General features: G+C 50.2%; 2 protein-coding genes. Both read right to left on the bottom strand.

Going from position 1 to position 26,836, the window contains the following annotated elements; all coding sequences use genetic code 11:
* Positions 1-5: 5 nt before the first annotated feature.
* Positions 6-16,307, bottom strand: a complete 16,302-nt coding sequence (locus NYE36_RS09135) for an amino acid adenylation domain-containing protein (protein ID WP_342496889.1) — start codon at positions 16,305-16,307, stop codon at positions 6-8.
* The gene (locus NYE36_RS09130) at positions 16,297-26,826 is read right to left on the bottom strand and encodes an SDR family NAD(P)-dependent oxidoreductase (RefSeq protein WP_265450930.1); all 10,530 of its coding nucleotides are present in this window, start codon (positions 26,824-26,826) and stop codon (positions 16,297-16,299) included. Before NYE36_RS09130 ends, NYE36_RS09135 begins: the two co-directional genes overlap by 11 nt.
* Positions 26,827-26,836: the final 10 nt, after the last annotated feature.

Genomic DNA, 26,836 nt, shown 5'->3' with positions numbered 1-26,836 from the left:
CCTCCTTAACTCAATTGTTGTACATGTCTTGTTACTTTAGGCTGATAGCTTCGCAGTTTTTGCATCGCCGAGCCGTGATGTTCAGGGTATACTTCTATCATTTCTTCCGGTTTTTCCTCCGGCTCTTCCGCCTGTTTCATCATGACGAACTGATTCAACGGGCCGCCGAGCAATCGTTCAAGCGCCGCCATTGCTTCCGGCGCTTCAATTGATCCGACTCCCGCCTGTTTCATCCGTTCTTGATAGTCGGCAGATGATACGATTCCGACACTGCCCCAGTAGCTCCAATTCATCACTGCCGCCGAATACGGCCGAACTTGAGCCAAATGAGCGGCAAAGGCATCTTTGAAACTGCATCCGGCAGCATAATTGCTTTGTCCGGCCGCTCGTGCAAATGATTGAACAGATGAGAAGAACAAAGCAAAGTCCAGCGGCTCATTTTGGAACACGCGGGCCATATTCACGCTGACATTGACTTTCGCAGCGAGCACGCTTTTCAAACGGCTTTCCGGCATATTTGCCAGGCTCTGATCCTCTAAAACAATTGCGGAATGGATGATTCCGTTAATTTGCGGGTGCGTGCGTTTGATCGTTTCATACGCCTGTGTGAGCTCATTCGGATTTGCCGCGTCAGCTTCAATATAAATCGGCGCCGGGCCGAATTGGCTGAGTCTGTCGATTTTTTCCTGAATGGCGCTGTTATGTTTTCGTCTGCCGATCCAAACGACTCGCGCCTGATATGTTTTCACGGCATATTCGCTCCATGCCTCGCCGATGCCCCCCGCGCCGCCGATGACGACATAAACGCCGCCTTTTTGGTAAGCGGGCCGGCTTGACACCGGCTGCTGTACAGGAATGAGGCGCTGTTTGTACCAGTGATTGTTCCGGTACGCCCAAGTATTGCCTTGCTCATCAAACGGCGCTGAGAACAGCTCCGCCTTTGAAACATCTTCCGGACAGCCGGCATCAATCAGCCTTGTTTGCCAGTTCGGATACTCTTTTGCGAGCGAGCCGACCAACCCGTGAATGCCTGCATGAGCCGGATCAATAATGTCCGCCGGCTGTACGGACTGTGTTTTTATTGTGACTGCAGTCAAGCTGATTCGCTTGCCTCCATATCCTAAAGCAAGCATGGCCTTAATCACTCTGTACATCTGGATGACGCCCGCATCCTGAGCTTTTACCATGTCATCAGCGCTGTGAAAAGGAGCGATCCATACGATATGCCCGAAAGACCCTGTTGCTTTCAGTTCAGCCGCAACAGCCTCTATTTTATCCTCCGGGTTGATATGAAGCCGTTTCGCAGAAGGATGATGCAATTGAAAAGCCGCGCTTTCCTCATCCCCCGCGATAAAGACAACCTCTTCCGTCTTATATGCCGGGCTTTGATCACGGAATTCCGCGAGATCCCACACCGGAGCCAGAAGGTTTGCTCCATTTAATGATGTTTCCGGCGCGGGGCCTTCCATCATTCTGGAAGAAATCCCTTTAATTTTGACACAGACCCGGCCGGTCTCATCGCATAAGTCAATGTCCATACGCTGTATTTTTTCATCCGTTCCCCGGGAGCTGACATACGCCCACATGCTTGTCGTGCATGGACTGAAAATGTCCAGTTCTTCAAGGGCGAACGGCAGTGACAGCTGGTTATCATCTGCGTGCAGCTTCAGACCGATTGTCGCTTGCAAAGCTGAATCAAGCATACACGGGTGAAGAACGTATTGATCTGCCGTTTCTTCGAGGAAGGAAGGCAGCCGGAGCTCAGCCAATGCTTGATTGCTTCCGATATGAATCTGCTGAATTCCTTGTTGTCCGGGACCGTAGTCAATGCCGATTTTGCTGAATAAGTCGTAACACTGTTCAGAAGTCAGTATACTGAGGCCGCATTGAGCTTTCAGTGCGCCTATATCACGGTGCGGAGCCTCCCTGGCGCTGAGAATGCCGGCAGCGCCCTGACAGTGTATCTGCCTGCCGCTTGCTTCTGTTTGTGAATCCGTGTAAATGTCATACACGATTTCACCGTTTCCCCTCGGGTTCAGGCTGATCTGCGCTTCAATCGGGCGGTGTCCCGCTTCGATCGGCCGAACCCAAACGATGTTTTTCAGGCGGGTGACAGAAGGACGTTCCTTTTGCCCTTTGACTGCCTGAGCAACCGCCGCCCTAGCCATTTCCAAGTAAGCAACGCCCGGCATAACCGGCTTGCCTTTAATAAGATGATCGGTGAAAATCGTCTCTTGTCCCGTAAATTCGGATCGGTACCGCTGCTCTGTTAAATCTGATACATTTTCGTGAAGCAGCGGGTGCAGCACCCGCGACGTCGGCACAGCTTGCGGTTTCTCTGCTTTCGGCCGATTGTCCGTGATCCAGTACCGCTCTTTCGCAAACGGGTAAGCAGGAAGACTCATCCGTTGAGGCTTGATATCAGAATATAGGCCGTCCCATTTGATATCCGCGCCCTGCACCCATAATTCCGCAAGCTTGTCATTCTCTCGGCGGCTTATCAGCTCTTCGATATCCGCCTCGCCGTTTGCACCTGCCAGAATGGATTTCAGGGAGGTTTTACCCGCTTTTCCTTTATAAATACCCGCTATATCATAACGTCCTTTCGCACAGCTCTTTAGCTTGTCCCGCAGTTCTTCGGCCGAGGAAGCGATAATGGCCGCTCTTTCTTCCATCGCATCACGCCCCTGCTGAAGCGTGTAAGCAACATCGGCAAGATCCGCATCCGTAAAAGAAGCTTGCGCCAGCTGCTGCGCCTGTTCCTGCAGACGCTCTTCTTCTTTGGCCGACAGCACAAAGATTTGAGGGTGTGTGAAAACAGCTGTTTTTCTTTCTACCTTCGGGATATATTCTTCAATGACGACATGGGCGTTTACGCCGCCGATGCCGAAAGAACTGATTCCCGCACGGCGCGGCAGATGATTGCCGTTTTCGTCTTTCAATGCCGTCCATTCTCTTTTTTCCTGTACGATGTAAAACGGACTGTCTTTCAGCTTGATATACGGGTTGATGACCTCGCTGTGGAGGCTTTTTGCAAGTGTTTTATGCTTCATCTGCATCAGCACTTTGATCACACCCGCGACACCGGCTGCCAGTGACAGGTGGCCGATATTGGTTTTGGCCGATCCCAGACCGCAGTGACTCGCGTAAACGGCGGGATCGCCTGTTTTTTCGTACAGCTTTTGAAAGGCGGATTTCAGGCCGTTGATTTCGACCGGATCGCCAAGCTCCGTTCCGGTTCCGTGCGCTTCAATATAAGTGACTGTTCTCGGATCAACGCCTGCTTTGTCATAAGCCGTTCTGACGACTTCCGCCTGGGCTTTCGGATTCGGCGTCGTCAAGGAGTTCGCACGTCCGCCGTGATTGACCGCGCTGCCTTTAATGACACCGTAGATATGATCGCCCGCTTTTTCCGCTTCTGATAGCTTTTTCAAAAACAGAATTCCGGCACCTTCACTGACGGCAAATCCGTCCGCCCTGTCGGAGAATGTTTTACATTTCCCTTCTTTGCTCAGCGCACCCGCTTTGTCATAAGCGATGTGGCCTTGCGGTGTGACGACGGTATTCACGCCGCCGGCGATCGCCATATCGCAGTTCCCGTTTTCAATGGCGCATACGGCGTGATGAATCGCGACCAGCGAGCTGGAACAAGCCGTGTCGATCGGTTCACTCGGCCCGTGCAGATTAAGCATATAGCTGACGCGGTTCGGCCCCGCTGACGGACTCATATTTGCGGCTGACGCACCGCCGATATCCAGGTCGGAAAACAGTGAGCCGTATCCGGTATTCCCCGTGCCGATATACAGGCCTGTTTTCGTGCCGGAAAGGCTTTTAGCGGAATATCCCGCATCTTCTATCGCCTTCCACGCATACATCATTAACAAGCGCTGCTGGGGATCCATCTGTTCGGCTTCCAGCGGTGAAATTCCGAAGAACAGCGGATCAAAATCCGCAACTCCGTCAATAAATCCGCCCCACTTTACATTTGTTTTATTGGCTTCATTAAGCGGGTCACCGTAATACTCACGCCAGTCCCAGCGATCCGCCGGCACCTCTGTTATACAATCTTTTCCCTCTTCTAAGTTGCGCCAATACTCATCAATATTTGCGGCCTTCGGAAACACTCCGCTCATGCCGACAATAGCGATCGGTTCCGGTTTATGTTCAGCCGCCGTCTGAACAGGCTGTACGGCAGTTTTTGCAAATCGTTTGTTCCCTGCCAGTCTGATACCGCCATCATCAGTTACGCTGCTTTGTTTTTCTTCTTTCGGCTGTGTGCTGCCGGCAAATTGTGTTTGATAGTCTTCTGCTAAATGATGCGCCAAGGCTTGAATCGTCGCATATTCAAAAAATACGGTCGGTGTCAGATCAAGCTGATAAGTGTCATTCAGCTTGTTGGCGAATTCCGTCAGCGTAATGGAATCAAATCCGTATTGATTAAACTCCAATTCGATATCGATTTCTTCAATGTTTATTTTCAGAAGCCCGGAAACCTCGTTTGCCAGCAATTCCTGAAGTTTTGCCGTCAGGTCTTTCGGCGCAGGCGTTTCATCCGTTTTCTTAACCGGTGCAAAAGCGGCTGCCGGAGTCTTTTGAAGCAGCTTTTCCCGCATTACGGCGCGGTTTCCTTCCATGACGAGCACGCTTGTTTTCCCCATGCTCCATGCTTTGTAAAGAGCTTCTATTCCGGTCTCAGTGCGCATCGGTATTACGCCGGTTCTTTTTTCGGTGAGCTTCGCCATTTCTTCATTGACTTGCATTCCGCCGTTTTTCCACAGCGGCCAATTGACCGACAATGTGTGACCGTGGCGGTACATTGCGGTAACCAGTGCGTTGCGGTATGCCGCATAGCTGTCCATAAATGCGTTTGCCGCCGCATAATCCGCCTGTCCCGCATTCCCGGTGACGCCGGAAATGGATGAGAAAACGATGAAAAAGTCCAGCGCTAAATGCTCGGTTGCTTCATCAAGGTTGACAAATCCGTCCGTTTTAGGAGCCAATACACTGTAAAGCTCTTCGGTTGTTTTCTTTGCGATATACTGATCTTTCATCACACCCGCGCTATGAATGATGCCGTGAAGGCCGCCATATTCCGTCTCAATCGTTTTGACCAGGTCTGCCGCAGTTTGAGCGTTTGTTACGTCAGCCTGCTTGTATTCCGCTTTTGCTCCGAGTGATTCAAGCGATTGCAGCTGCATCCGCTGATTCTCGCTTAATGCGGAACGGCCTGTCAAAACCAGTGTCGGCTCTTTGACTTTGCGGGCGATTTCTTTCGCGAAAATAAAGCCTAAGCCCCCGGCTCCTCCGGTAATGAGATATATGCCTCCGTCGTTCCACGGAATGCGTATTTTGCCGCCGGACACGGCCGTTTCTTTGACATCTGCGCTGTATCGGATGCCGTTTTCATATTTGATATGGCTGTCATCAGCCCGTGTTTTATTTTCTCTGATGATGTCTGTGATTCTGCCGTTTTCCGCCGGTCCTATTTCAATCAGCTGGGTTTTCAGTTTTTTATGTTCCAGGCCGGCTGTTTTTAACAGAGCTGAAATGCCTGAGAGCAGCTGATGCTTATCTGTTTTAGAGAGAACCGTCTGGATAAGGACGTCTCCATCCGTCTCTTCCTTCAGCAGTTTTTGCAGCGTCTCCAATATCCGTCCTGTATAATCACGGAAGCGCGCCGCCGCTTTCCCGTGCTGGGAGGTCATTTCAATACATTCAGCTCCCGCGGCTTCAACGGCTTGTTTCAATCCGGCGTCTGTGTCACAAAGCAACACGATATGCCGGGCAAAAACCGGTTCCGTTTGAACGGCGGTTTCATCGCTTCGGGTCCATACCGGCTCAAGCATGAGCGTTTCCGGAGCTTTTTCTTTTTTCTCAGGTTCTTTTTCAGCCGTTCTGAATGACAAACCTTTCAGCCTTACGCAAACCTTGCCGTTTTCATCACAAATATCAAGATCGCGTTTTTCAATCTGGCCGGCTTTGTGGTCTTCAGAAAGTCTGGCGTAAACCCACATCTCAGCAGCGCATGCGCTGAATACTTCAAGCTCCTGAACCGCAAACGGAAGCATCAGTTTTTCATCATTTGTTCCGGTTAATATGCTTGATGCCTGCAATGCAGAGTCCATTAAGCCCGGATGCATGACATACTCCTGTACCGTGTCCGCACAAGCCGCATCAAGTGACAGTCTGCCCAATACGAAATCATCACCTGTATAAATCGCTTTGACACCCCGGAAAGCCGGGCCGTAATCAAAACCGATTTTGCGGTACATATCGTACACTTCATCTGCAGAAAACGGTGTCTCGGCGGATTGTGATCTCAGCTTTTGGAGATCAATGACCGGAGCCTCGGCGTCAGGGCGGACTGATACTGCCCCTTGGCTGTAAACGGACGGCTGATCTGTTTCCCGGCCGCTGTAAATGTCGAATTGAACGTCATTTGCCGTTTCAGGAATGAGACGGATGTTGACATGAACCGGCTCGTCTTCAATGGTGATCGGCCGCACCCAAACCGTATTCTTAAGCTTGACGCTTCCTTGTCCGGCCGGAACTTCAGATGCCTGTTCCATTGCTGCGCGCGCCATTTCAAGATGTGCCACTCCTGGTAAAATCGGCACGCCTTTTACAACATGGTCCGCAAGGTAAAATTCTTTTCCTGTATAGATTGAACTGAACCGCTGTTCTGCAAGGTTTGAAGTATTTCTGTGCAGAAGCGAATGAAGCGCGTCTTGTTTTCCCGCAGATACAGTGCTTGTTTTTTCGTGTTTTCCGGTGCTTTTTGCCGCCCAATAGCGGTCTTTTGCAAAAGGATACGATGGCAGGCTCATGCGTTTAGGCGGCCGGTCTCCATACAGCTTCGCCCAATCGACGTTCAGCCCTTTGACCCATAATTCAAGCAGCTTCGCGTATTTGCCGCGTGCCATCCATTTTTCAACGGCTTCTTGAATTTCTTCATCTTCCGTCAGCATTTTCAGCGTGCCTTTGTCTATTCTTCCTCTGTACAAGTCCGCGTGCTTATCTCCAGTGATAAACTGTGACAGTTTTTCCTGCAGTTCTTCTGCAGATCCGGCAATAACCGCCAGGCGTTCTTCCATGGCGTCCCTTCCGATTTGGAGGGTATATGCCATAGAAACGAGGGAGGATTGATCGTACCGTTTTTCAGTAAGCGCACGTTTCAGCTGTTTTGCCTGCTCTTTCAGGCGTTTTTCATTTTTGGCGGACAGAACGAAAAGACATGGGTCGATATGAAAATCATCTGCTTCCTCTCTGTCTTCTGGAATGTATTCTTCGATGACGACGTGGGCATTCACGCCTCCGATGCCGAATGAGCTGATGCCCGCGCGGCGAGGCTGTTCGTTTCCGCGTTCGTCCGTCTGCGTCTTCCATTCCATTGTCTCCCGCACCAGATAAAACGGGCTGTCTTCAAGCTGAATGTAGGGATTTACCGTCTCACAGTGGAGACTTTTTACTAGTGTCCGATGCTTCATCTGCAGCAAAATTTTAATAATGCCCGCTGCTCCCGCGGCAAGGGATAAATGGCCGATATTCGTTTTGACCGACCCTAAGCCGCAATAGCCGGCCGCTTTCTCTTTTCCGTCTGCAAACGAGCTGAACGCTTGTTTCAGGCCGTTAATTTCAACGGGATCTCCCAGTTCTGTTCCGGTGCCGTGCGCTTCGATATAAGAGACTGTTTTCGGATCAATGCCCGCTTTTTTGTATGCGGCTTTAATGACTTCCGCCTGTTGTTTCGGGTTAGGCGTTGTTAAAGATGCCGCGCGGCCGCCGTGATTCACCGCGCTTCCTTTAATGACGCCGTAAATATGGTCCCCATCCGCCTCAGCGGCTTTCAGCTTTTTGAGGAAAAAGAGACCGGCTCCTTCACCATGGGCAAAACCGTCAGCCTGATCAGAGAACGTTTTGCATCTTCCTTCTTTACTCAGCGCGCCCGCTTTGTCAAAACTGATATACACATCCGGAAGAACAATCGTATTGATTCCTCCCGCCAAAGCCATGTCGCACGTTCCTTCTTCAATTGAAGAAACGGCATGATGTATGGCAACGAGTGAGCTTGAGCAGGCGGTATCAATCGGCTCGCTCGGCCCGTGAAGATTGAGCGTATAGCTGACACGGTTCGGTCCGACAGACGGACTTGTATTCGCCGCGGATGACCCTTCAATTTCCGCATCGGCATTGGCTAAAAGAGAACCGTAGCCGGTATTTCCGGTCCCGATAAACACACCTGTCTTTGTGCCTGAGAGACTCTTTGACGCATATCCGGCATCTTCGATCGCTTTCCACGCGTACGTCAGCAAGAGGCGCTGCTGAGGGTCCATTTGCTCCGCTTCCCGGGGTGAAATCCCGAAAAATAACGGATCAAATTCAGCAATTCCGTCAATAAACCCGCCTTGGTTGACGTTTGTTTTATTGGCTTCTTTTGCGGGATCCCCGTAATAGTCCCGCCAGTCCCAGCGGTCTTTCGGAATCTCGGTCATGCAGTCTTTGCCTTCTTTCAGGTTCTGCCAGAAAGCTTCAATATCTTCTGCCATCGGGAAAATCCCGCTGATGCCTACGATTGCGATCGGTTCCGGCCCTTGGCCCCGCTGCACTGTCTGCGGAAGTGTCTCAGGCAGAGTGCGGCGCCGCTTAACGGCCGGGCGCGTGATTTGAGTCTCTTTTACCGGTCTTGCCGATTGAACCGTTTTTGTATTTACCGCAAACCTTCCGGCAAATTCCTCTTCGTATTCACTGATTAAATGAACGGCAAATTCATGGATTGTCGGATGATCAAAGAAAATCGTCGGCGTTAACGTAAGCCGGTACGTTTTGTTTAACTGGTTCGTAAACTCAGTCATCGAGATGGAATCCAGCCCGTATTTTGTCATTTCTTCATGAGGGTCAATTTTGTCAATGTTTACTTTTAACAATGAGGCCGTCTGCTGTTTTAACAGATGCTTCACTTTTTCAAGCAGGCTGTCAGCATCAATGTCATGACGTACGCCGGTCTCTGCTTCCGGATGATCATTCTCTTTGCGGAACAGTTTTGCTTTCATATGTTTCACATCTCCTTCAACAACCGTCATCCGGGTTGTCCCGCTCATCAAGCCTTGATATAAAGCCTTGATGCCGGCATCTGTGCCGAGCGGTGCGATTCCCGCCTCCTGCATCAGCATATCTTCCGTTTGCTTTCCTGCCTGCATTCCGCCTTCTTTCCATAACGGCCAGCTGACAGAAAGCGTCTTTCCGTATCTTTGTCCCGCGGCTTGTAAAGAACGGCGGTACTCGGCATACATCTCCATAAAGACATTTGCAGACGCATAATCAGCCTGGCCGACGCTTCCAAGCACACCTGATAAGGATGAAAAGACAATAAAGACATCTAATTTCTCATGTTGTGACGCTTCATCAAGATACACAAGGCCCTTCACTTTCGGAGCGAGAACGTGTTGGTATTCCTCTGCCGTCTTCTTCACCATGTAGTTGTCTTTTATAATGCCGGCACTGTGAACAATCCCGTCCAGCTTGCCGTGCCGTTTGCGGATATTGCGGATCAATCGGTATACTTCTGCTTCGTCCGTGACATCGGTCTGCTCGTAGAAAACAGAAGCGCCGGCAGCACGTACTGTTTCCAGCATGTCTTTCTGCTTTTCTCTGAGAGCGGACCGGCCGGTTAGTATGATGACGGCGTCTTTTGTACGGTTTGCGATCTCTTTTGCAAAGATCAGACCTAAACCTCCCGCACCTCCTGTAATGAGATAAACACCTTCGTCTTTCCACGGAATATCCGGCTCCGCTTGAGAAATCTCCATCTCTTCCCAATCAGCGGCAAAGCGCTTGCCGTTTTCATATTTCACATGGACGCTTTCGGCATGCATACGGTTTTCGGACGCTTTTTCCGCTATGCCTTCAGCACTTTCTTTCTCCTCGGCTTCGATCATTTGACAGATCAGCTTGGAATGTTCAAGGCATGCGGTTTTGAAGAGGCCGGTAATGCCTGAAAACACCCGCTGTAAGCCTGCTGACCGCGTAACAGCCTGAAAAAGAACGCGGCCCTTCGGCTTGCCTTTCATTATGGTTTTGATATGGTCAAACAGCTGGCCCGCATAAGAATGATACCGCTCTGCAATAGATGCGGGACGCTCGTCCAAGATAATGACGCTTGCATGTTCAAGCTTTGCTTCGACAGCTTGTTTTACGGCTTCATCGTACTCACAAAGGAAAATGATATGCTCTTCATATGAAGGCTCGTGATCGGCCGGTTCCGGCTGCTCTTTCCAGACCGGTTCAGCGAGCAATGTGTCCGTACGGCTGACAGGATCGCCTGCACCCGCGTTTTCTTCCATGATCCGTGTTGAGAAACCTCTCACCCGCACACAAAGCCCGCCGTTATTGTCATATAAATCAATATCGGCTTTTTGGATAGGATCGCCGGCTTTATTGTTCGCACTGAATGTGACGTGCACCCACATATCATCAGCGCACGGATTCAGAACGTCCAGCTCCTCTAAAGCAAACGGCAATGCGGCTTTGAATGGTTCCCCGCTTTCTGCAAGCAGCGCTCTCGTCACGTTTTGCAAATATTCGGCGGCCTGAAGCGCACCGTCCATCATACTCGGATGAAGGATATAATCAGCTTTTGTATGAGAGACGGATTCAGGAAGCTTCAATTTAGCAAGCAGCCGGTCTTCGCCTTTGTATACAAGCTGCACCCCTTTGTAACCCGGCCCGTAATCAGCACCGATCATTCCTTTGTAAAACGCTTGAGATTCGATTGTTCCCTGTGTGCACCGGCGCTTCAGCTGCTCAATATCCGCCGCTTCCTCCGGTTCCTTCCGGATGATTTCAGCGATGCCCTGATTATAAAGAGGAGCTTCTTCACCGATAGAATCGTTACCCCCGTACATTCTGTATTGAATCTGTCCGTCCTCTTCTTCATAAAGTCCGATATGGACACGGACAGCCTCCTGATCGGCTATCACCGGACGGACCCATACAATATTCTTTAAGCGCAGGCCCAGAGATTCCTCTGTTGCCCCGCCGATGCTTTTCTCCGCCGCGGCCCGTGCCATCTCAAGGGTAACGGCAGCCGGCACGATCGCCATTCCTTTAATGATATGCTCGGCAATAAAATACTCTTTTCCCGTGAATTCCGAACTGAACCGCTGCTCCTGCAAGACGGATGTATTCTGATGTACCAGCGGATGCAAAAGCTTGGTATCCGTTTGCTTCACAGTTTCCTCCGGCCAGAAGCGCTCTTCTGCGAACGGGTAGGTCGGCGCACTGATTCTTTGCGGCGCGGAATCCGGATACAATAAGCCCCAATCGACACGCGCTCCTTCAACCCAGAGCGCCGCGAGTGCTTTCAGCTTTTCATCCCGTGTCTGACATGCCGCAAGCTCTTCCATCTCCTGAGCTGACACTTCTCTGCTTCTCACTTTTTCGCCCCGTAAGATGTTTTGGTCATTGCCGTTGATGAAATCCTGCAGCTGACGCTTCAAATCGTGACGATCATGACTGATAAAAACGGCCCTCTCTTCCATCGCTTCACGTCCGGTCTGATACGTAAATGCCAGATCATGCAAGGAAACATCGTTTTCGGCTTCATCCAGAAAGCCGGATAAACAAGATGCATAGGCAGTAAGACGCTGCTTATTTCTCGCTGACAGCGGAACGATATAAGGCGGCTGTCCGTCATTTGATCCGCTGATCGTTTTGTTTTCATACTGTTCAAAAATGGCGTGTGCGTTTGTTCCTCCGAGTCCGAATGAGCTTAACGCTGCGCGGTGCGGCGTCTCCCTCTCCGGCAGCGGTTTTCTCTTATCCGCCACATAAAACGGCGAACCGCTGAATTTGATATTCGGATTCGGTGACGTGTAATTAATGGTAGGCGCCAGCTCCCGATGATATAAACTCATGGCGACTTTGATGCACCCGGCCAGACCTGCTGCTGTATCCAAATGTCCGATATTCGTTTTTACGGAGCCGATCCCGCAATACTGCTCCCGGTCCGTGTAACGTTTATACACTTGCTGCAGCGCGGACATTTCAATCGGATCACCCAATGTCGTTCCTGTGCCGTGCGCTTCGATATAGGAAATCGTCTCCGGGTGAATATTCGTGCTGTCTAAAACATGCTGGATGACGTCAGTCTGACCTTTTACACTTGGTGCGTAAAAACCGACTTTATCCGCTCCGTCATTGTTCAGACCGATGCCTCTGAGCATGGCGTATATGTGATCTCCGTCCTGAACGGCTTGTGACGCCTTTTTCAGCAGAATGACGGCCGCTCCTTCTCCGCCCGCCATACCGTCGGCTGAAGCGTCAAATGCTTTGACATGCCCGTCGCTTGAAAAATTCAATCCGTTTTGGTGCACATAGCCGATGCCGGTCGCTGCATGCAGAGTTGCTCCGCCGACGAGCGCGTATTCCGATTCTCCGCTCGTTATGCTTTTGTAGGCTGAATAAAGACCGACTAATGATGATGAGCAATTGGAATGAACGAAATAGCTTGGCCCTTTTAATCCGAGCTTATGGGAAACCATCGTCGGAATCGTACCGCTCTGCGCTAACACCCATGACACATAGCCGTCGGGAGATTCATGGCCTTCTGTCGTTTTTTCCGGCAAAAGCGACCGATACGAATTATTGCTTGCCGACATATATACGCTTGTCTTCGGAATCTCTTTCGATACATATCCCGCATCCTCGACGGCTTTCCAAGAATGAAGCAGCAGAAGCCGAAGCTGAGGATCCATAAATTCTGCGTCTTTCGGAGAAATGTGAAAGAACTCAGGGTCAAAGAGATCTTTTCCTTCTATCGTCGATAATGCCGGCACATAGTCGGGATTTTCGATCAAATCTTCAGGCACGCCGGCTTCCCGAAGTTCTTCTTCCGAGTAGAACCGGACGCTTTCCTTTCCTTCTCTTAACTGCTTCCAAAACTCATGATGATTTTTCGCGCCGGGGAACTGGCAGGAGATCCCCACTATCGCCACACTGTCAACAAAGTAAGACGGCACCCCGTTTTGCGGTGTTTGTTCTCTTTCTCTCTCATCTTGTCCGGGCGCCACTGATTCAGCCGCCTGTTTTGTTTCAACAATAAATCGGCTGATCGCCTGAATGGTAGAGTGTTCGAATAAATCGGTGACGGTAAAATCGCATTCCAGCTCCTGTTTAATGCGTTCTGCTGCCGCAACAGCCAGAAGCGAGTCGCCTCCCACATCGAAAAAGCCGTCTTCGATTTTGATGCCCGCCGTATTCAGCAGGTCTTCCCATATTGCGGTCACTTTCGCTTCCGCTTCTGATAACGGCAGTCTGCCCGTCTTTTCAGACCGGTGAACGATTACCTTGCGCTGTTTTAGGTCTTTGCGGTTCACTTTTCCGCTCGGTGTTAACGGCAGCGCATCCAGACGGATAAAATGGGCAGGCGCCATATAATCCGGCAGGCTTGATAAAAGATGGTTGCGGAGCGCTTTTTCGTCTGCCGCATGACCGGAGCGGGCCGTATAATAAGCAATCAGCTTTTTATGTCCGTTCTTTTCCTGAACCACAACCGCCTGGTCAAGGATATCCGGATGTTCGCTCAATTTCGTTTCAATCGCTCCCAATTCGATGCGGAAGCCGCGAATTTTCACCTGACTGTCAATCCGGCCGGCATATTCTATATTTCCGTCAGGCAGCCATCTGGCCAAATCACCTGTTTTGTAAAGTTTTTCTCCTTCACTAAACGGATTATCAATAAATGATGCCGCCGTCAGCTCAGGCTGATTGTAATAGCCTCTGGCCAGACCGGCGCCGGCCACGCAAAGCTCCCCGGCCACACCGTCAGGGACGGGGCTGAGCTTTTCATCAACGATATAAAGCCGCGTATTGTGAATCGGTTTCCCGATCGGCGTATTCCTGCTTGTAATTTCCTTTTGGCCGCAGCTGTAGTAAGCGGCATAAATGGATGTTTCCGTCGGGCCGTATATGTTTTCAATTCTGGCATGTTTGAAGGTGGAAACTGACTTTTTGACTAAATCTTTCGGAAACGCCTCACCGGCCACCATCACATATTTCACAGGGCCGTCTTCTGTAAATGCCGTATGCCGCTTTACCGTTTCCAGAAATACATTAAACACGGCGGGCGCAAAATTCAGATGCGTGACCTGGTGGGTTTGGATATGTTCCATGCAAAGCTGCGGATTTTTTTCTGCACCAGGCGGCAAAATGACAAGCCGTCCGTTTCCAATAAACCAGCCGAATAATTCAGAAATCGAAACGTCAAATACGTAATTCGTTTTTAACAGATAGGCATCCTCTTGATCGACCGGGTACTCAGCTTCCAAAAACTGCAGCGTATTCATGATGGCCCTGTGCTCAACCATGACGCCTTTCGGTTTTCCCGTGCTTCCGGACGTATATAGAATATAAGCGAGATGATGCGGTTTTGAACGCGGCGTCAGTTTAGCCCCGCTGACAGAACGTCCGCTGTTTTCAATTTCCACCGTGCTCACACCGCCGATGGCCAACTGTTCAATCATGCCGCGCGTCTTTTCCTGCGTTAATACGATTGACACGCCGCTGTCAGTCAACACGTGGGCCATCCGTTCGTTTGGAAAAGCCGGGTCCAGCGGTACATACGCGCCTCCCGCTTTTAAAATGGCGAGGATGCCGATGACCATCTCAAAAGAACGCTCCGTACAAATGCCGACCGGGCATTCCGGTGTGACGCCCTTTTCTTGCAGGTACACAGCGAGCGCCGTGCTTCGTTCATCTAATTCGCGATATGTAAGACTGTTTTCACCGAATGTGACGGCTTCTCTGTCAGGGTGGCGTCCGGCTTTTTCCGCAAACACTTCATGAATGCAGCGCTCATTCGGCTGATGGGATGAACGGCTTTCATCCCGTTTTTGATTGAGCAGGCCGGAACAGGCTTCAAAAGCGATCTCCGGATCAGAAAGCACCTTTTCTGCCAGTTTCATATAATGCTCCGCCATTCGTTCGATGAAAGAAGGGCTGTAGACATCCGGGTTGTACAGAAATTGCAGGACGGTTCCCGTTTCTTTTTTATAGACTTCAAGCGCAAGCTCAAATTCGCCTTCCTGATGAATGTCTTCTATCATTTCAATGCCGAGTGATTGATATAGTTCCGCCAGCTTTTCCGCTCCTTCTGTCCGGAAGAAGTTTTGATAGAAAAACGCGGTTTGAAAAACAGGCGACACCGCAGGCGAGCGTTCCGTCTTCAATTCTTTGACAAGCGCGGGAAACGGATACGCGGCATGGTCCAGCCCTTCTGCCAGTGTCAGCTGCAGCTCCTTCAAAAACGCCGTAAAAGATTTGGCGCCCGTCTCCCTGCTCCTGACCGCGATCATATTAATAAAGTATCCGATGACAGACTCAAATTGAGCCTCAGAACGCCCCATCGTCGGCATGCCGACGATGACATCTTCCTGATTCGTATATTGATAAAGCAGCCCTTTGAAAATAGCGAGATACACAACGGATTCATTGACATTATGTTTTTGGGCGCAAACTTTAATCTGCCGGTTCAGTTCATCAGGAAGCAAGCGCTGATACGCCTGCCCCCTGCAAGTTTGAACCGATGATCTCGGATAATCCGACGGAAGCTCAAGCACCGGCAGCGGTCCTTCCAGCTGCTTTTTCCAATAAGAGAGATGCGTTTTTCCCGCTTCGCTTTCCAGCAGCTCTTTTTCCCATTTCACAAAGTCATGATAATCTGCGGACTGCTGAAGCATGACAGGTTCTTTGCCTTCACTTGCTTTTGCATAAGCGTCCAGCAGCGCCGACATAAACGTCATAAGAGAGACGCCGTCAAAAATGATATGGTGAATGGTGATTAACACAATCGGCTCCCGCTTCGCCCGCCGGAATACTTGAACACGCAGGAGCGGCCCGGTTTCAAGCGAGAACGGTTCTTTTGCTTTTTCTTTAATAAACGAAAGAGCGTCACGCCCGCTTAATTCAGAAAGATCCATTTCTTCAATCGGAAAATGCCGATCCGTATCTTCTATCTGATACGGAAGGCCGTTTTCCTCTTTTATCACACTGGTCAAAATAGGGTGCTGGTGCTGCACGGACAAAAGGGCGTTTTTGAATGTCTCGATATCCAGCTTTTGAAAACGAAAGCATAACGGAATGTTATATGCGCTCATCTCCGGAAACATTTTCTGAAGCATCCACAAACCTTTCTGGCCTTCAGAAAGCGGACGTTTTGCAGTTGTCCGCTTGAAAGCCTGAAGCTTTTGTTCTACTTCAGCGATGGTGAGCGTTCCTGATCTGTAGGCATCGAGAAGTTCTTTATGATTCATAGGTCTTACTCCCTTCTATGATGTCTTGCACTCTTTTAAAATCTAATGTCCCCTCAGAGACCTGTTTCATCATGGCGATGATCTCCTGATCCGTATACTCCTTGTTATCCGGAGCGGCGGCTTCTGTTTCGGTTTCTTCCGTTCGGTAAAACGTTTCGATCGTTTCTTTATGTTCTGTCAGGTAATAGCTAATGACGTCTCCGAGCGTGGCATAGCTGTAAAATAACGCCGGAGTGACTTCAATGCCGTAATGACTCGTCAAAAGAGCGGCAAATTTGGCTAAATAGATGGAATCAAATCCGAATTCCGCCCAGTTTTTATGCAGGACGAGTTTATCTTTGGATATTTTCAGCAGACTGTGTATCAGCTCTTTCAAATCCGCTTCGAGCCGTTTTTCTGCGCTTTCTTCCGGGATGCGGCGGCTCACGGTTTCCAAAAGCGCATCCGGTTTTGATGAATCGTCCCGCCGTATGCCTAAAAATCGTTCGGCACGGCTTCTTTCGCCGGCAATGACAAGGCACTGGGTGTTGTCTTGAGAAATGATGCGCTCAAACAGCTCAATGCCTTCATCTGTTTCTAACAGGCGCTGGCCGCTTGATTTCAGGTACATGCCCGTCGTCTCTTCACCGCCGACGGCCATTCCGCCGTTTTTCCAGACCGGCCAGTTGATGACAAAAGCGTTTCCGCTTTCTGATTGTTCGTTTTTATAGTGGGCATACGCCATTTGGAACCTGTTCGCGACCGCGTAATCACAGCAGCCGAAATCTCCTAAAACAGCCGATGTGGATGAAAAGTAGCAGATGAAATCAGGCGTTTCGTTTTTCAGCCACTCGTCAAGAAGCAGGCTTCCGTTTATTTTCGGTTCAAGCGTACTGCGGAAATTCCCGATTTCATTTTCAAAGACGGATGTTCTGCTTTCGATGCCCGCCGCATGAATGACGCCGTGAATGGCTCCGAATCGTTCTTTCGCGCGCTTGATGCAGTCGCCCATTCCGATCGGATCACAAACATCGGCTTCGGCGTAAAGAACACCCGCACCGAGATTTTCCAGGTCTTTCATTTTTTCTTTCTTTTCTTCATTGATCGGCGACCGCCCCGTGAGAATGACATTTGCCTGGTAGTTCCGGGCGAGATGGCGGGCAAATAAGTAGCCGAGCCCTCCTAATCCGCCTGTAATGAGATATGTTCCGCCGGTTCTGATCCTGCTGTTTTCTTTCGTTAGTCCGGTTGGTTCGGAGTGATAGACATATCGTTTTCCCTCTTCCAAGAAAACGGTATGGTCTGTTTCAGCTTTCAGCTCGTCCCAAATGGTTCTCATCCAGTCCGTTATGGCCGCACCGGCTTTTCTGAAGTGGCCGGTAACACTTGTTTTCGGGAGAACAATGCCGAGCGAACGCTCAAAGCCGATCCATGATTCCAAGTAGCACTTTTCCAGACCGGATGCATATTCCCCCGCCAATAACAGCCTTTCCGGCTGCAGACCGGTCTCAGCCATTGCTTTGAGAATATGGACGATACATGAATAATCTTCGATGCAGCTTTTATCTTCAAGCGCCCATAAATACAAAATGGCAGAAGCTTCACCGTACTCTTTTTGAATATCCGCAAAAGCGTTCACATATGATTGCGGATCTTCCCGCACCACTTGGCAGCGGCCGGCGGACAGAGCCTCATACCGGTCTCCCTGAGCGATAAAAATAACGTCAATGCCACTGTCATACGATTTGATCACAGAGACGGCTTCCTGCTGCTTCTTCTGATCAGATAAGAAAGAAATCACCGTTTTGACTTGCTTTTCTCCGTCAGCCGGCAGAGCCTGTTCTTTAAGAACTTCTCTAAAAGCCATCACTTCAAACTGTTCCGCCGGATCATTTTCATCAGCCGGCGCCTTAACGGGCGCGGCCTTGCTTTGTACAGGCTGCTGATGCCAGAAGCGTTCTTTCGCAAACGGATAAGCAGGCAGGCTGATGCGGGCCGGAGGACGGTCTCCGTATAATTTCGCCCAATCGATGTCCAATCCTTTTACCCAAAGCTCAAGCAGCTTAGAATATTTCCGTTTGCTGATCCAAGCGTCTATGATTGTTTCCATATCATCATCCGCCGAAAATACGGCAAGCATCCGTTTGTTTTCTTCCGTGCCGTCACGGTGCAGTCCGGCGCTGTTTTGTCCGGCGATAAATCCATTCAGTTTTTCCTCAAGTTCATGAAGTGAATGGACGATAAAACCGAGGCGCTCTTCCATCGGCACCCGGCCCGTCTGAAGAGTAAAGGCTATGCTCATAAGGTCGCGGCCGCTGTATCTTTTTTCACGGATGGCGTCTCTGAGCTGTTTTGCTTTTTCAGTGAGCCGTTCGCTGTTTTTCGCGGACAGGACGATGATGGCGGGCTGATCTGCCGGCGTCTCATCAGGTTCTTTGTCTGCCGTATATTCTTCTATGACGAGGTGGGCGTTTGCTCCTCCCGCGCCGAAGCTGCTTAACCCCGCCCTTCTCGGAAGCTCTTGGCCGCCGATGACGGGACGTTTCCACTCACCGAGCTCCTGCTGAACGGCAAACGGCGTATACGCGAAATCAATATTCGGATTCAGCTGTTCCGCGTGCAGGGACGGCGCAATTTGTCGGTCTTTGAGCTGGAATAATATTTTTGTCAGACCCGCAATGCCCGCGGCGCTTTCACAATGGCCGATATTTGATTTTGCGGAGCCGATGGCGCAAAACTGTTTGTCTGTTGTATCCTCTTCAAATGCTTTCGTTAATCCGGCGATTTCAATCGGATCTCCTAATGCGGTCCCCGTACCGTGGGCTTCAATATAACTGACGGTGCGCGCCGGGACGTTTGCCCTTTCGAAAGCTTCTTTTATTAAGGCGGCCTGCGCATTCGGATTCGGAACGGTGTATCCGTTCGTTTTGCCTCCGCTGTTAATGGTGCTTCCTTTAATCACACCGTAAATGTGATCGTTGTCGGCAATCGCTCGGTCCAACGGCTTTAATACGACCGCTCCTACCCCTTCTCCGTCGACAAAACCATCCGCGCGGTCTCCGAACGATTTGCACGTGTCGCCTGCGGAAAGCATGTTCATGACTGACAGATTCATATAATGGATCGGGTCGGTCACTATGTTTACGCCCCCGGCAATCGCACATTCGCTTGAACCGCTGTATATGCTCTCAAGCGCCAGATGAATGGCCGTCAAAGAAGAGGAGCAGGCTGTATCAACGGCAATGCTCGGCCCTTGGAAATCAAAAAGGTAAGATACCCTGTTGGCAATGGACCAATAGCCGTAGCCTGTCGGGTAGTTTTTGTTCATCGCGCCGGCAAAAACACCGATTTTTCTGCTCTGGCACAGGTTGTCAGGCGTATAGCCGGCATCCTCGATACTCGCATACGCCGTTTCTAAAAATAATCGCTCCTGGGGGTCCATTCGCTCCGCTTCCAAAGGAGAAATCTGAAAGAACAGCGGATCAAACTTGTCCATATCCTCAATGAAGCCGCCCCATTTCGTATAAATAGAGCCTTCTTTACCTTTCTCTTCATCGTAGTAATCCTGCCAGTTCCAGCGTTCCCGCGGGATTTCTTCTATGCAGTTTTTTCCTTTTTTAATATTAGCCCAAAGCTCAGCCGCTGTTTTTGCCTGCGGATAGCGTCCTGAAACACCGATGATGGCCACGTCGCGAACCGAAATTTGCCGGACGGTCTCTTTGGCTGCCCGTTTTTCCCTCCGCCGCCAGTCAGTGCGAAGCGGCTTAGCAGGCTGTACAGCCTGCGGTTCTGGTGATGCCTTCCGTTCTTCCTGAACAGGCGTTTGTCCCGTCAGTTTGATCATCGCGTCTTTTTTCGTTTTGATTAAGTGAGCGACGAGCGCCTCAATCGTCTGATATTCAAAAAATAAAGTGCTGCTGACTTGGTCCAATACATTTCGTAACGCGTTTGTCAGCTGTACGACGACGATAGAATCAATTCCGTATTTTTCAAGCGGCGCTTTCGGATCAATTTGAGCCGGCGGAATTTTTAATGTTTCTCCGATTAACGTTTTCAAGTACTCGGTGCTTTTTTCTGTTAAAGACGTGTCGCCTTTTTGCACCGTTGTTTGCGCCTGAAGTTCCGGCGCATGTGCTGCTTTTGGCGGAGCGGTCCGTTTTCCGGCCTCTGCTTTAAACGTTTTTTGGCGAACAATGCCGTTGCTTTTTGCCGCTATAATCTGATGGCTTAATTCATGTGCCGCTTCTGCCGGGAAGAAGACAGAATGCCAGCCTTCACTTTCTAACACGCGCTTCCAGCTTTCCGGATACAAGCCCGGGCACCCCGGAATACGAAGGGCAGAATCTTCATGCAGCCACCAGCCTTCAAGCAGTCCGAAAGTAATATGCGGGAACAGGCTGTTTCCCGCCATTTCATTTAAGAGCAGCAAACCGTTGTCTTTTAAAACGGCTTTGGCATTTCTCAGCGTCTGGCGGATGTCTTTCGTCGCGTGGAGCACATTGGCCGCAACGACGATGTCGTATGCGCCCGGCTCTATGTCTTGGCCGGCAAGCGGCGCTTCTGCGTTAAAAAGCTTATACGTCAGATAAGGATTCTGTTTGCCGTATTCCGTCTCCGCATGCACGAGAAAAGCTTTTGATACATCGGTGTAACAGTATTCTTTTATATGGTTTTGATACGGCCTAAGCTTTTCAAATATGCCTGCGCTTGTGCCGCCTGTGCCCGCTCCGATTTCCAGTATGCGGATCTCGGCTTTTGAATGTTTACTGATGTTTTCTTTCACATAAGCCGTTAATGTATCTGACAGGGCGCTGTTAAAGTAATCCGCGACTTGATTGTGCTTATAAATTCCTTCAACAAGTTCCATTGAAGAGTGCGGGAACATGATATCTGTCGCCGGCACGTCTTCGCGCAGAATGTCCGGCAGTGCTTTAAGCATCGTCTCGGCTAAAACAGTCATCGCTTTTGTATCGGCGTTATTGAGCCATTCCTCTTTTTCCCGCTCCCATTTTTGCCATAGCGAGGCGGTTGTGTTTTCGGCTCGCGCCGACAGTTTATATGAATCCGCATTCCCTTCCAGATAGCCATGTTCCAGAAGGAAAGCGATCGTTTGATTGAGCCATTTTTTAAAGTATTCATGTTCGGGCTCATACGCTTTAAGGCTTTGCGGCGTCAGCAAGTCTGCTTCTTTAAGCTGGGCGATCAACAGCTGATACAGAAAATCATCAAGCTCCTGATGTTCAGCCTCTCTAACAAGACGTGCGCCGGGCGGAGCGACCTTCGGCTGTTGTGAAAAGACAAGCGGCTGAGGCGGATAAACGGAAATCTTTTCTCTTTCATTCATCCCTTCGACTGCGACCGGTTTTGTCGTATGAATGAAAGCCGCCTGATCAACCGGCAGCGTCATAAGGGTTTCAAGCGCCTCCATTGCAGCGTCCGGTTCGATTAATCCCAATCCGATCTGATCCATCAGCTGAATAAAATCCCCGTCTTCAGCCGCTTCGCTATTGCCCCAATAGCCCCAATTCATCACTTTGACCGGACAATTCCATGTCTGATCAAGTTCTTTCGCAAATGCGTCACTGAAAGCGCATCCCGCGGCATAATGGCTTTGTTTCACGTTATGGATAAATGCCACAAGCGAGGAGAAGAAGAGCGCAAAGTCAAGCGGCTCCCGTCCAAATACCTCCGCCATGGACACACTTATATCGGCTTTTGCCCGCAGCACCGATTTGAACTCTTCTGTCTTCATATTATTTAAGCTTTGCTCAGACAGATCCATTGCCGAGTGGATGATTCCGTTCATTTTTGTGTGGCGCTCTTTTATGAACTGATAAGCCCTCTCTAAGGAAGCACTGTCGGCGGCATCGGCGGAAACATATTCAGGCGCCGGGCCGAATGCGCTGAGCCGGTCGAGTTTCGCCTGTATGGAATCATTCAGTGTGCTTCTTCCGATCCAAATGATGCGTGCTTTGTAGCAGCGGATCATGTATTCACTCCATGCCTCGCCAAGATACCCCGCGCCTCCGATCACGGCATAAACCCCGCCTGTTTGGTACAGCGTGCCGTTTTTCGGCATATTGTCAAGCGGTATCAGCTGCCGCTCAAACAGCTGCTGATTGCGGTACGCCCAAATTTGACCGTTTTTCCCGGCAGAAAGACTGAGCGCCTCTTCGATCGGCCAGCTGCCGTCCGTTTCTGTGTCAATCATGCGGATATGCCAATGCGGATATTCTTTCGCCATTGTTCCGGCAAGTCCGCTGACTGCGGCTTGTGACGGGTCGGCGCTGTCTTGATCCGAAAACGGCTGGGCATTTGCTGTGACGATGCACCAGTCCAAACGTTTTTCTCCGTACCCTAAGGCAAGTAATGCTTTCATCAGCTTGAACACATGAAGAACGTTTCTTTCCTGTTCTTTGAGGCTGTCCGCACTCTCAGCCTGCGGAGCAAGCCAAATGATTTGCTCCAGTTCTTTTTGTCCTTCAAGCATGTGCGTAAGAGATGTGATATCATCCGTACTTCTGATCGGATAATAGGAAGCGTTCGGCAGATGTTCTTTTATGCGCGTATGTCTCGAATCCGTTCCGCCGAATACTGCCGTCTGCTTATCCGCCGCTGCTTCCCCGGCTTTTTCAAGCGCAACAGGCTCCCAAGCCGGAATCAGCATCGTATGGCCGACAGGCGCCTCCGAGGTTTCTCCGCCCGCTGTTTGGCTTGTGTCAAGCGCCCGGACGGACGCGCCTTTCATCCGGACATAAACCGTACCGGCATCATCGCACATATCAATGTCAAATTTTCTTACGTTGTCATCTGCTTTGCTGCCTTCTGTGTACCGGATATATGACCAGATATGTTCAGGACACGGCCCGAACACTTCCACTTCCTGCATCGCAAACGGCAAAGAAAGCTCGTGGCTGTCTGCATCATCATGTATTGAGCGGACAAGCAGACCGACGGAAGCGTGAAAAGCGGCGTCCATCATACTCGGGTGAAGCGTATACTGTTCTTTTTTGTCATGTACGGCTGCTGGGAGTGAAATACGGGCCAATAATCGGTCTTCTCCGATCAGCAATTGCTGTACGCCCCTGTATGCCTCTCCGTAATCCAGACCGATCTTCTCAAAAGCACCGTAACATTCTTCCGCAGTCACAATTCCTAAATTGCAGGAAGTTTTGACAGACTCGATATCAATCTGGGCGCTTCCCGGTTCGGTAATGACCGCTTCACCCTGGCTGTGAATAACCGGATCTTCGCCGTTTTCTGCCTCACTGTATATTTCATAGGTAATCTCACCATTATCTTCTGGGTAAAGGGCAATATGTATTTCCTTCGGTTTGTCTTCAACCATGACCGGCCGGACCCAAACAACCTGCCTGAGTGTGACGCTTTGGCCTTTTTCCGTCACGGCAGCGGCCTTTTTGACCGCCTCTCTGGCCATTTCCAAATAGGCGACGCCCGGCAGTATTTTTTGCCCGTTGACGACATGGTCAGATAGGAAAAATTCATCTCCAGTAAAAAGAGACGTGAAGCGCTGCTGCGAAAAATCTGACGTATTTTCTTGTAAAAGCGGATGCAGGCCTGACAGGCTTTTCTCCTGTTTTTTCTGCTGCGGAATCCAATAGCGTTCTTTTGCAAACGGATAAGTCGGAACGCTTGTTTTACGCGGTTTACCCGAAGCGTACAGCTTATTCCAATCTATTATTTTCCCTTCTGCCCATAACGCGGCAAGCCGTTTCGGATCGTCCGTCTCGGGAGCGGCTTCGCTCATCTCCGGCAGCTCGGCTTGTCCGCGCCAAAGACCGGGGATGTTTTCGTTTCCTTTTACGAAATCATTCAGCTTTTCTTTCAAGTCGCGGGTGTCATTTACAAGGAAGACAGCTCTTTCCTCCATTGCTTCACGTCCTGTCTGAAGAGTATAAGCCAGTTCAGACAGCACCGTCTTTTCTGAAAGCGATCGGGCTAGTTTTTCCGCATAGGCCAGAAGCCTGTCTTTATTTCTTGCTGACAGCGGGATGAGTTTTGCTGCATCGTTCTCAGGTGCAGGCGCTTTTTGTTCAGGCTGAATGTATTCTTCTAAAATGATATGGGCATTCGAACCTGATGCACCGAAGGAACTGAGCCCGGCCCTGCGCGGATAATGTGTGACTTTACCGTTTTCTTCGGCTGCCGGCTGCTTCCACGGAGCAGTCTGCTGCTGTACGTAAAAAGGAGATTCCTCAAATTTCAGGTAAGGATTTAATTCCGCAGAATGCAGTGATTTGACAAGCGTTTTGTGATGAAGCTGCAGCGCCGCTTTTGTTAACCCGCTGATCCCCGCCGCTGATTCTGCGTGGCCGATATTTGATTTGACCGAACCGATGGAACAAAATTGCTGATCCTGCGTCCCTTGGCTGAACGCTTTTGACAGACCTTCAATTTCAATCGGGTCTCCTAACGAAGTACCCGTGCCATGGGCTTCCACATAACTGACGGTCCGCGGGCTGATACCTGCTTTTTTCAGACAGGCCTTAATGACTTCTGCCTGTGCAGCAGGATTCGGGACGGTAATTCCGCTTACTTTCCCGACGTGGTTAACGGCGCTTCCTTTAATGACCGCGTAAATGCGGTCGCCGTCTTGTTCGGCTTTTTCCAGCGGCTTCAGCAATACCGCACCGACTCCTTCTCCGGAAACGTAGCCGTCCCCGCCCTCGCCGAATGTACGGCAGCGGCCGTCACTTGAGTGCATGCCCACGCTTCCGTAGCTGAGATATTTCGCCGGGTGCAGCGACAAGTTCACCCCTCCCGCAAGCGCGGCCTCACATTCGCCGCGGCGAATGCTTTCGATGGCCAGATGGACGGCGGTCAATGATGAGGAACAAACGGTATCCACCGCGATGCTCGGCCCGTGGAAGTCACAATAATAGGACACTCTGTTGGCGATCTGCGCATAATTCAGTGAAACCGGAAAAGGATCAGTTTCAGATAATTGTTCTGCGCCGATTAAGGAATAATCTTTATGCATCACCCCTGCAAATACGCCGATCGGATGCTGTTTCTCCCCTTTATTTCCCAGCGTTTCAGGCGTATACCCCGCATCTTCAATCGTTTCCCAGCATGTTTCTAAAAACAGGCGCTCCTGCGGGTCCATCGTTTCCGCCTCACGCGGTGAGATTCTGAAAAACTGGGGATCGAAGCAGTCGGCATCGTCAATGAAACCGCCCCATTTTGATACTGTTTTTCCAGACGGGGACGTTACGTTTTGATATGTTTTCCAATCCCATCGGGACTTCGGAACTTCAGTGATGCAATCCGTGCCTGCCTTCAGGTTTTCCCAAAACTCCGCCACACTTTTCGCTTTCGGATAGCGGCCGGCCATTCCGATAATCGCGATGTCTCCGGTGTTTTTATGATGTTCTGGCGCGTCCGGCGCTTCAGCTTCAGACCGTGATGGTTCGGCTGCACGTTCCGCACATTCAAATGAAACGGTCTTTTTCAGATAGGCTGCGAGTTCTTTTATATTTGTATATTCAAAGAGAAGAGTGGGCGCGAGGTCCGCACCCGTCTTTTTATTGATATCCTGTACAATCTCAAGCAAAGAAGATGAATCCAGCCCAAGCTCATAGTAGCCTGCAAGAACGTCCAGCGTCTCCCAAGGCTGCCCAAGCTTATCAGCCAAAAGCTTCTTTAAAAACAGAATGATGTCTTTTTCATCTGCGCTTTCCGGCTCAGCTGCAGCCTGTTGATTCTGTTCGGCTGTATTCTCGTCTTCTTCGAACCGAACCGCTTTTCCCGTAATGTTTTTAAGCTCCGCCACCTTTTGTCCGGATCGGCTGAAGTACTCGATCGTCATCGTTGTGAGTTCTTTTTCCTGACGGACGCCGGAAGCGGCGATACGCGACGTGCACTCAGATTGCAGTCTGTCGGCGGCCGTGAACGATTCATAATATAAAGGCAGGTGAAGCCGGTTTGTTTCAGAAAGCAAACCGCTCCCCCCGATTCCGCTTGCATCCAAAAGGGCCGGATGGAATAAAAAGAAACCTTTTCCTTCTTTGCAAGAAAGCTCAGCCAGCATGCCGTCTTCTGTTTCGTACAATCGTCCGTTCGATTTCATCATGCCGGAATGAACCAAGTCATGATCCAGGCAGCGGTTATACATGTCATCAAGATTCAGAGATCTGCCTGACTGCTTCACATCGCCGAAATCAATGGTTTCGTCAAATGTCACAGCGTCTCTTTTCACCATTTCAGCTGTCGCATATTGTATATTGTCTGACAGCTCGTCACCTTGCTGTTTCTGCCCTGAAAGGGAGATGAGCCACTTTCCATCTCCGGTTTCAGAACATTGAATGGTCAGAATGATTGCAGCCGTTTCACTGACGGTTAAAGGCTGATAAATCGTAACGTGCTTCAATTCGAGCTCATTGTATACATAACCGTGTTCCTGAAAAACCTGATAAATCAAATCGATATAAGCAAGACCGGGCAATACCGCTTCACCAAAGACCATATGGCCCTTCATGATGGGATGATCCAGTGAGATATTGATTTTTTCCGATATCATTCCTTCCCAC

This window comes from Bacillus sp. FSL R5-0593, assembly GCF_038603755.1.
Taxonomy (GTDB): Bacteria; Bacillota; Bacilli; order Bacillales; family Bacillaceae; genus Bacillus; species Bacillus velezensis.
This window is presented reverse-complemented; position numbering and strand designations above follow the sequence as displayed.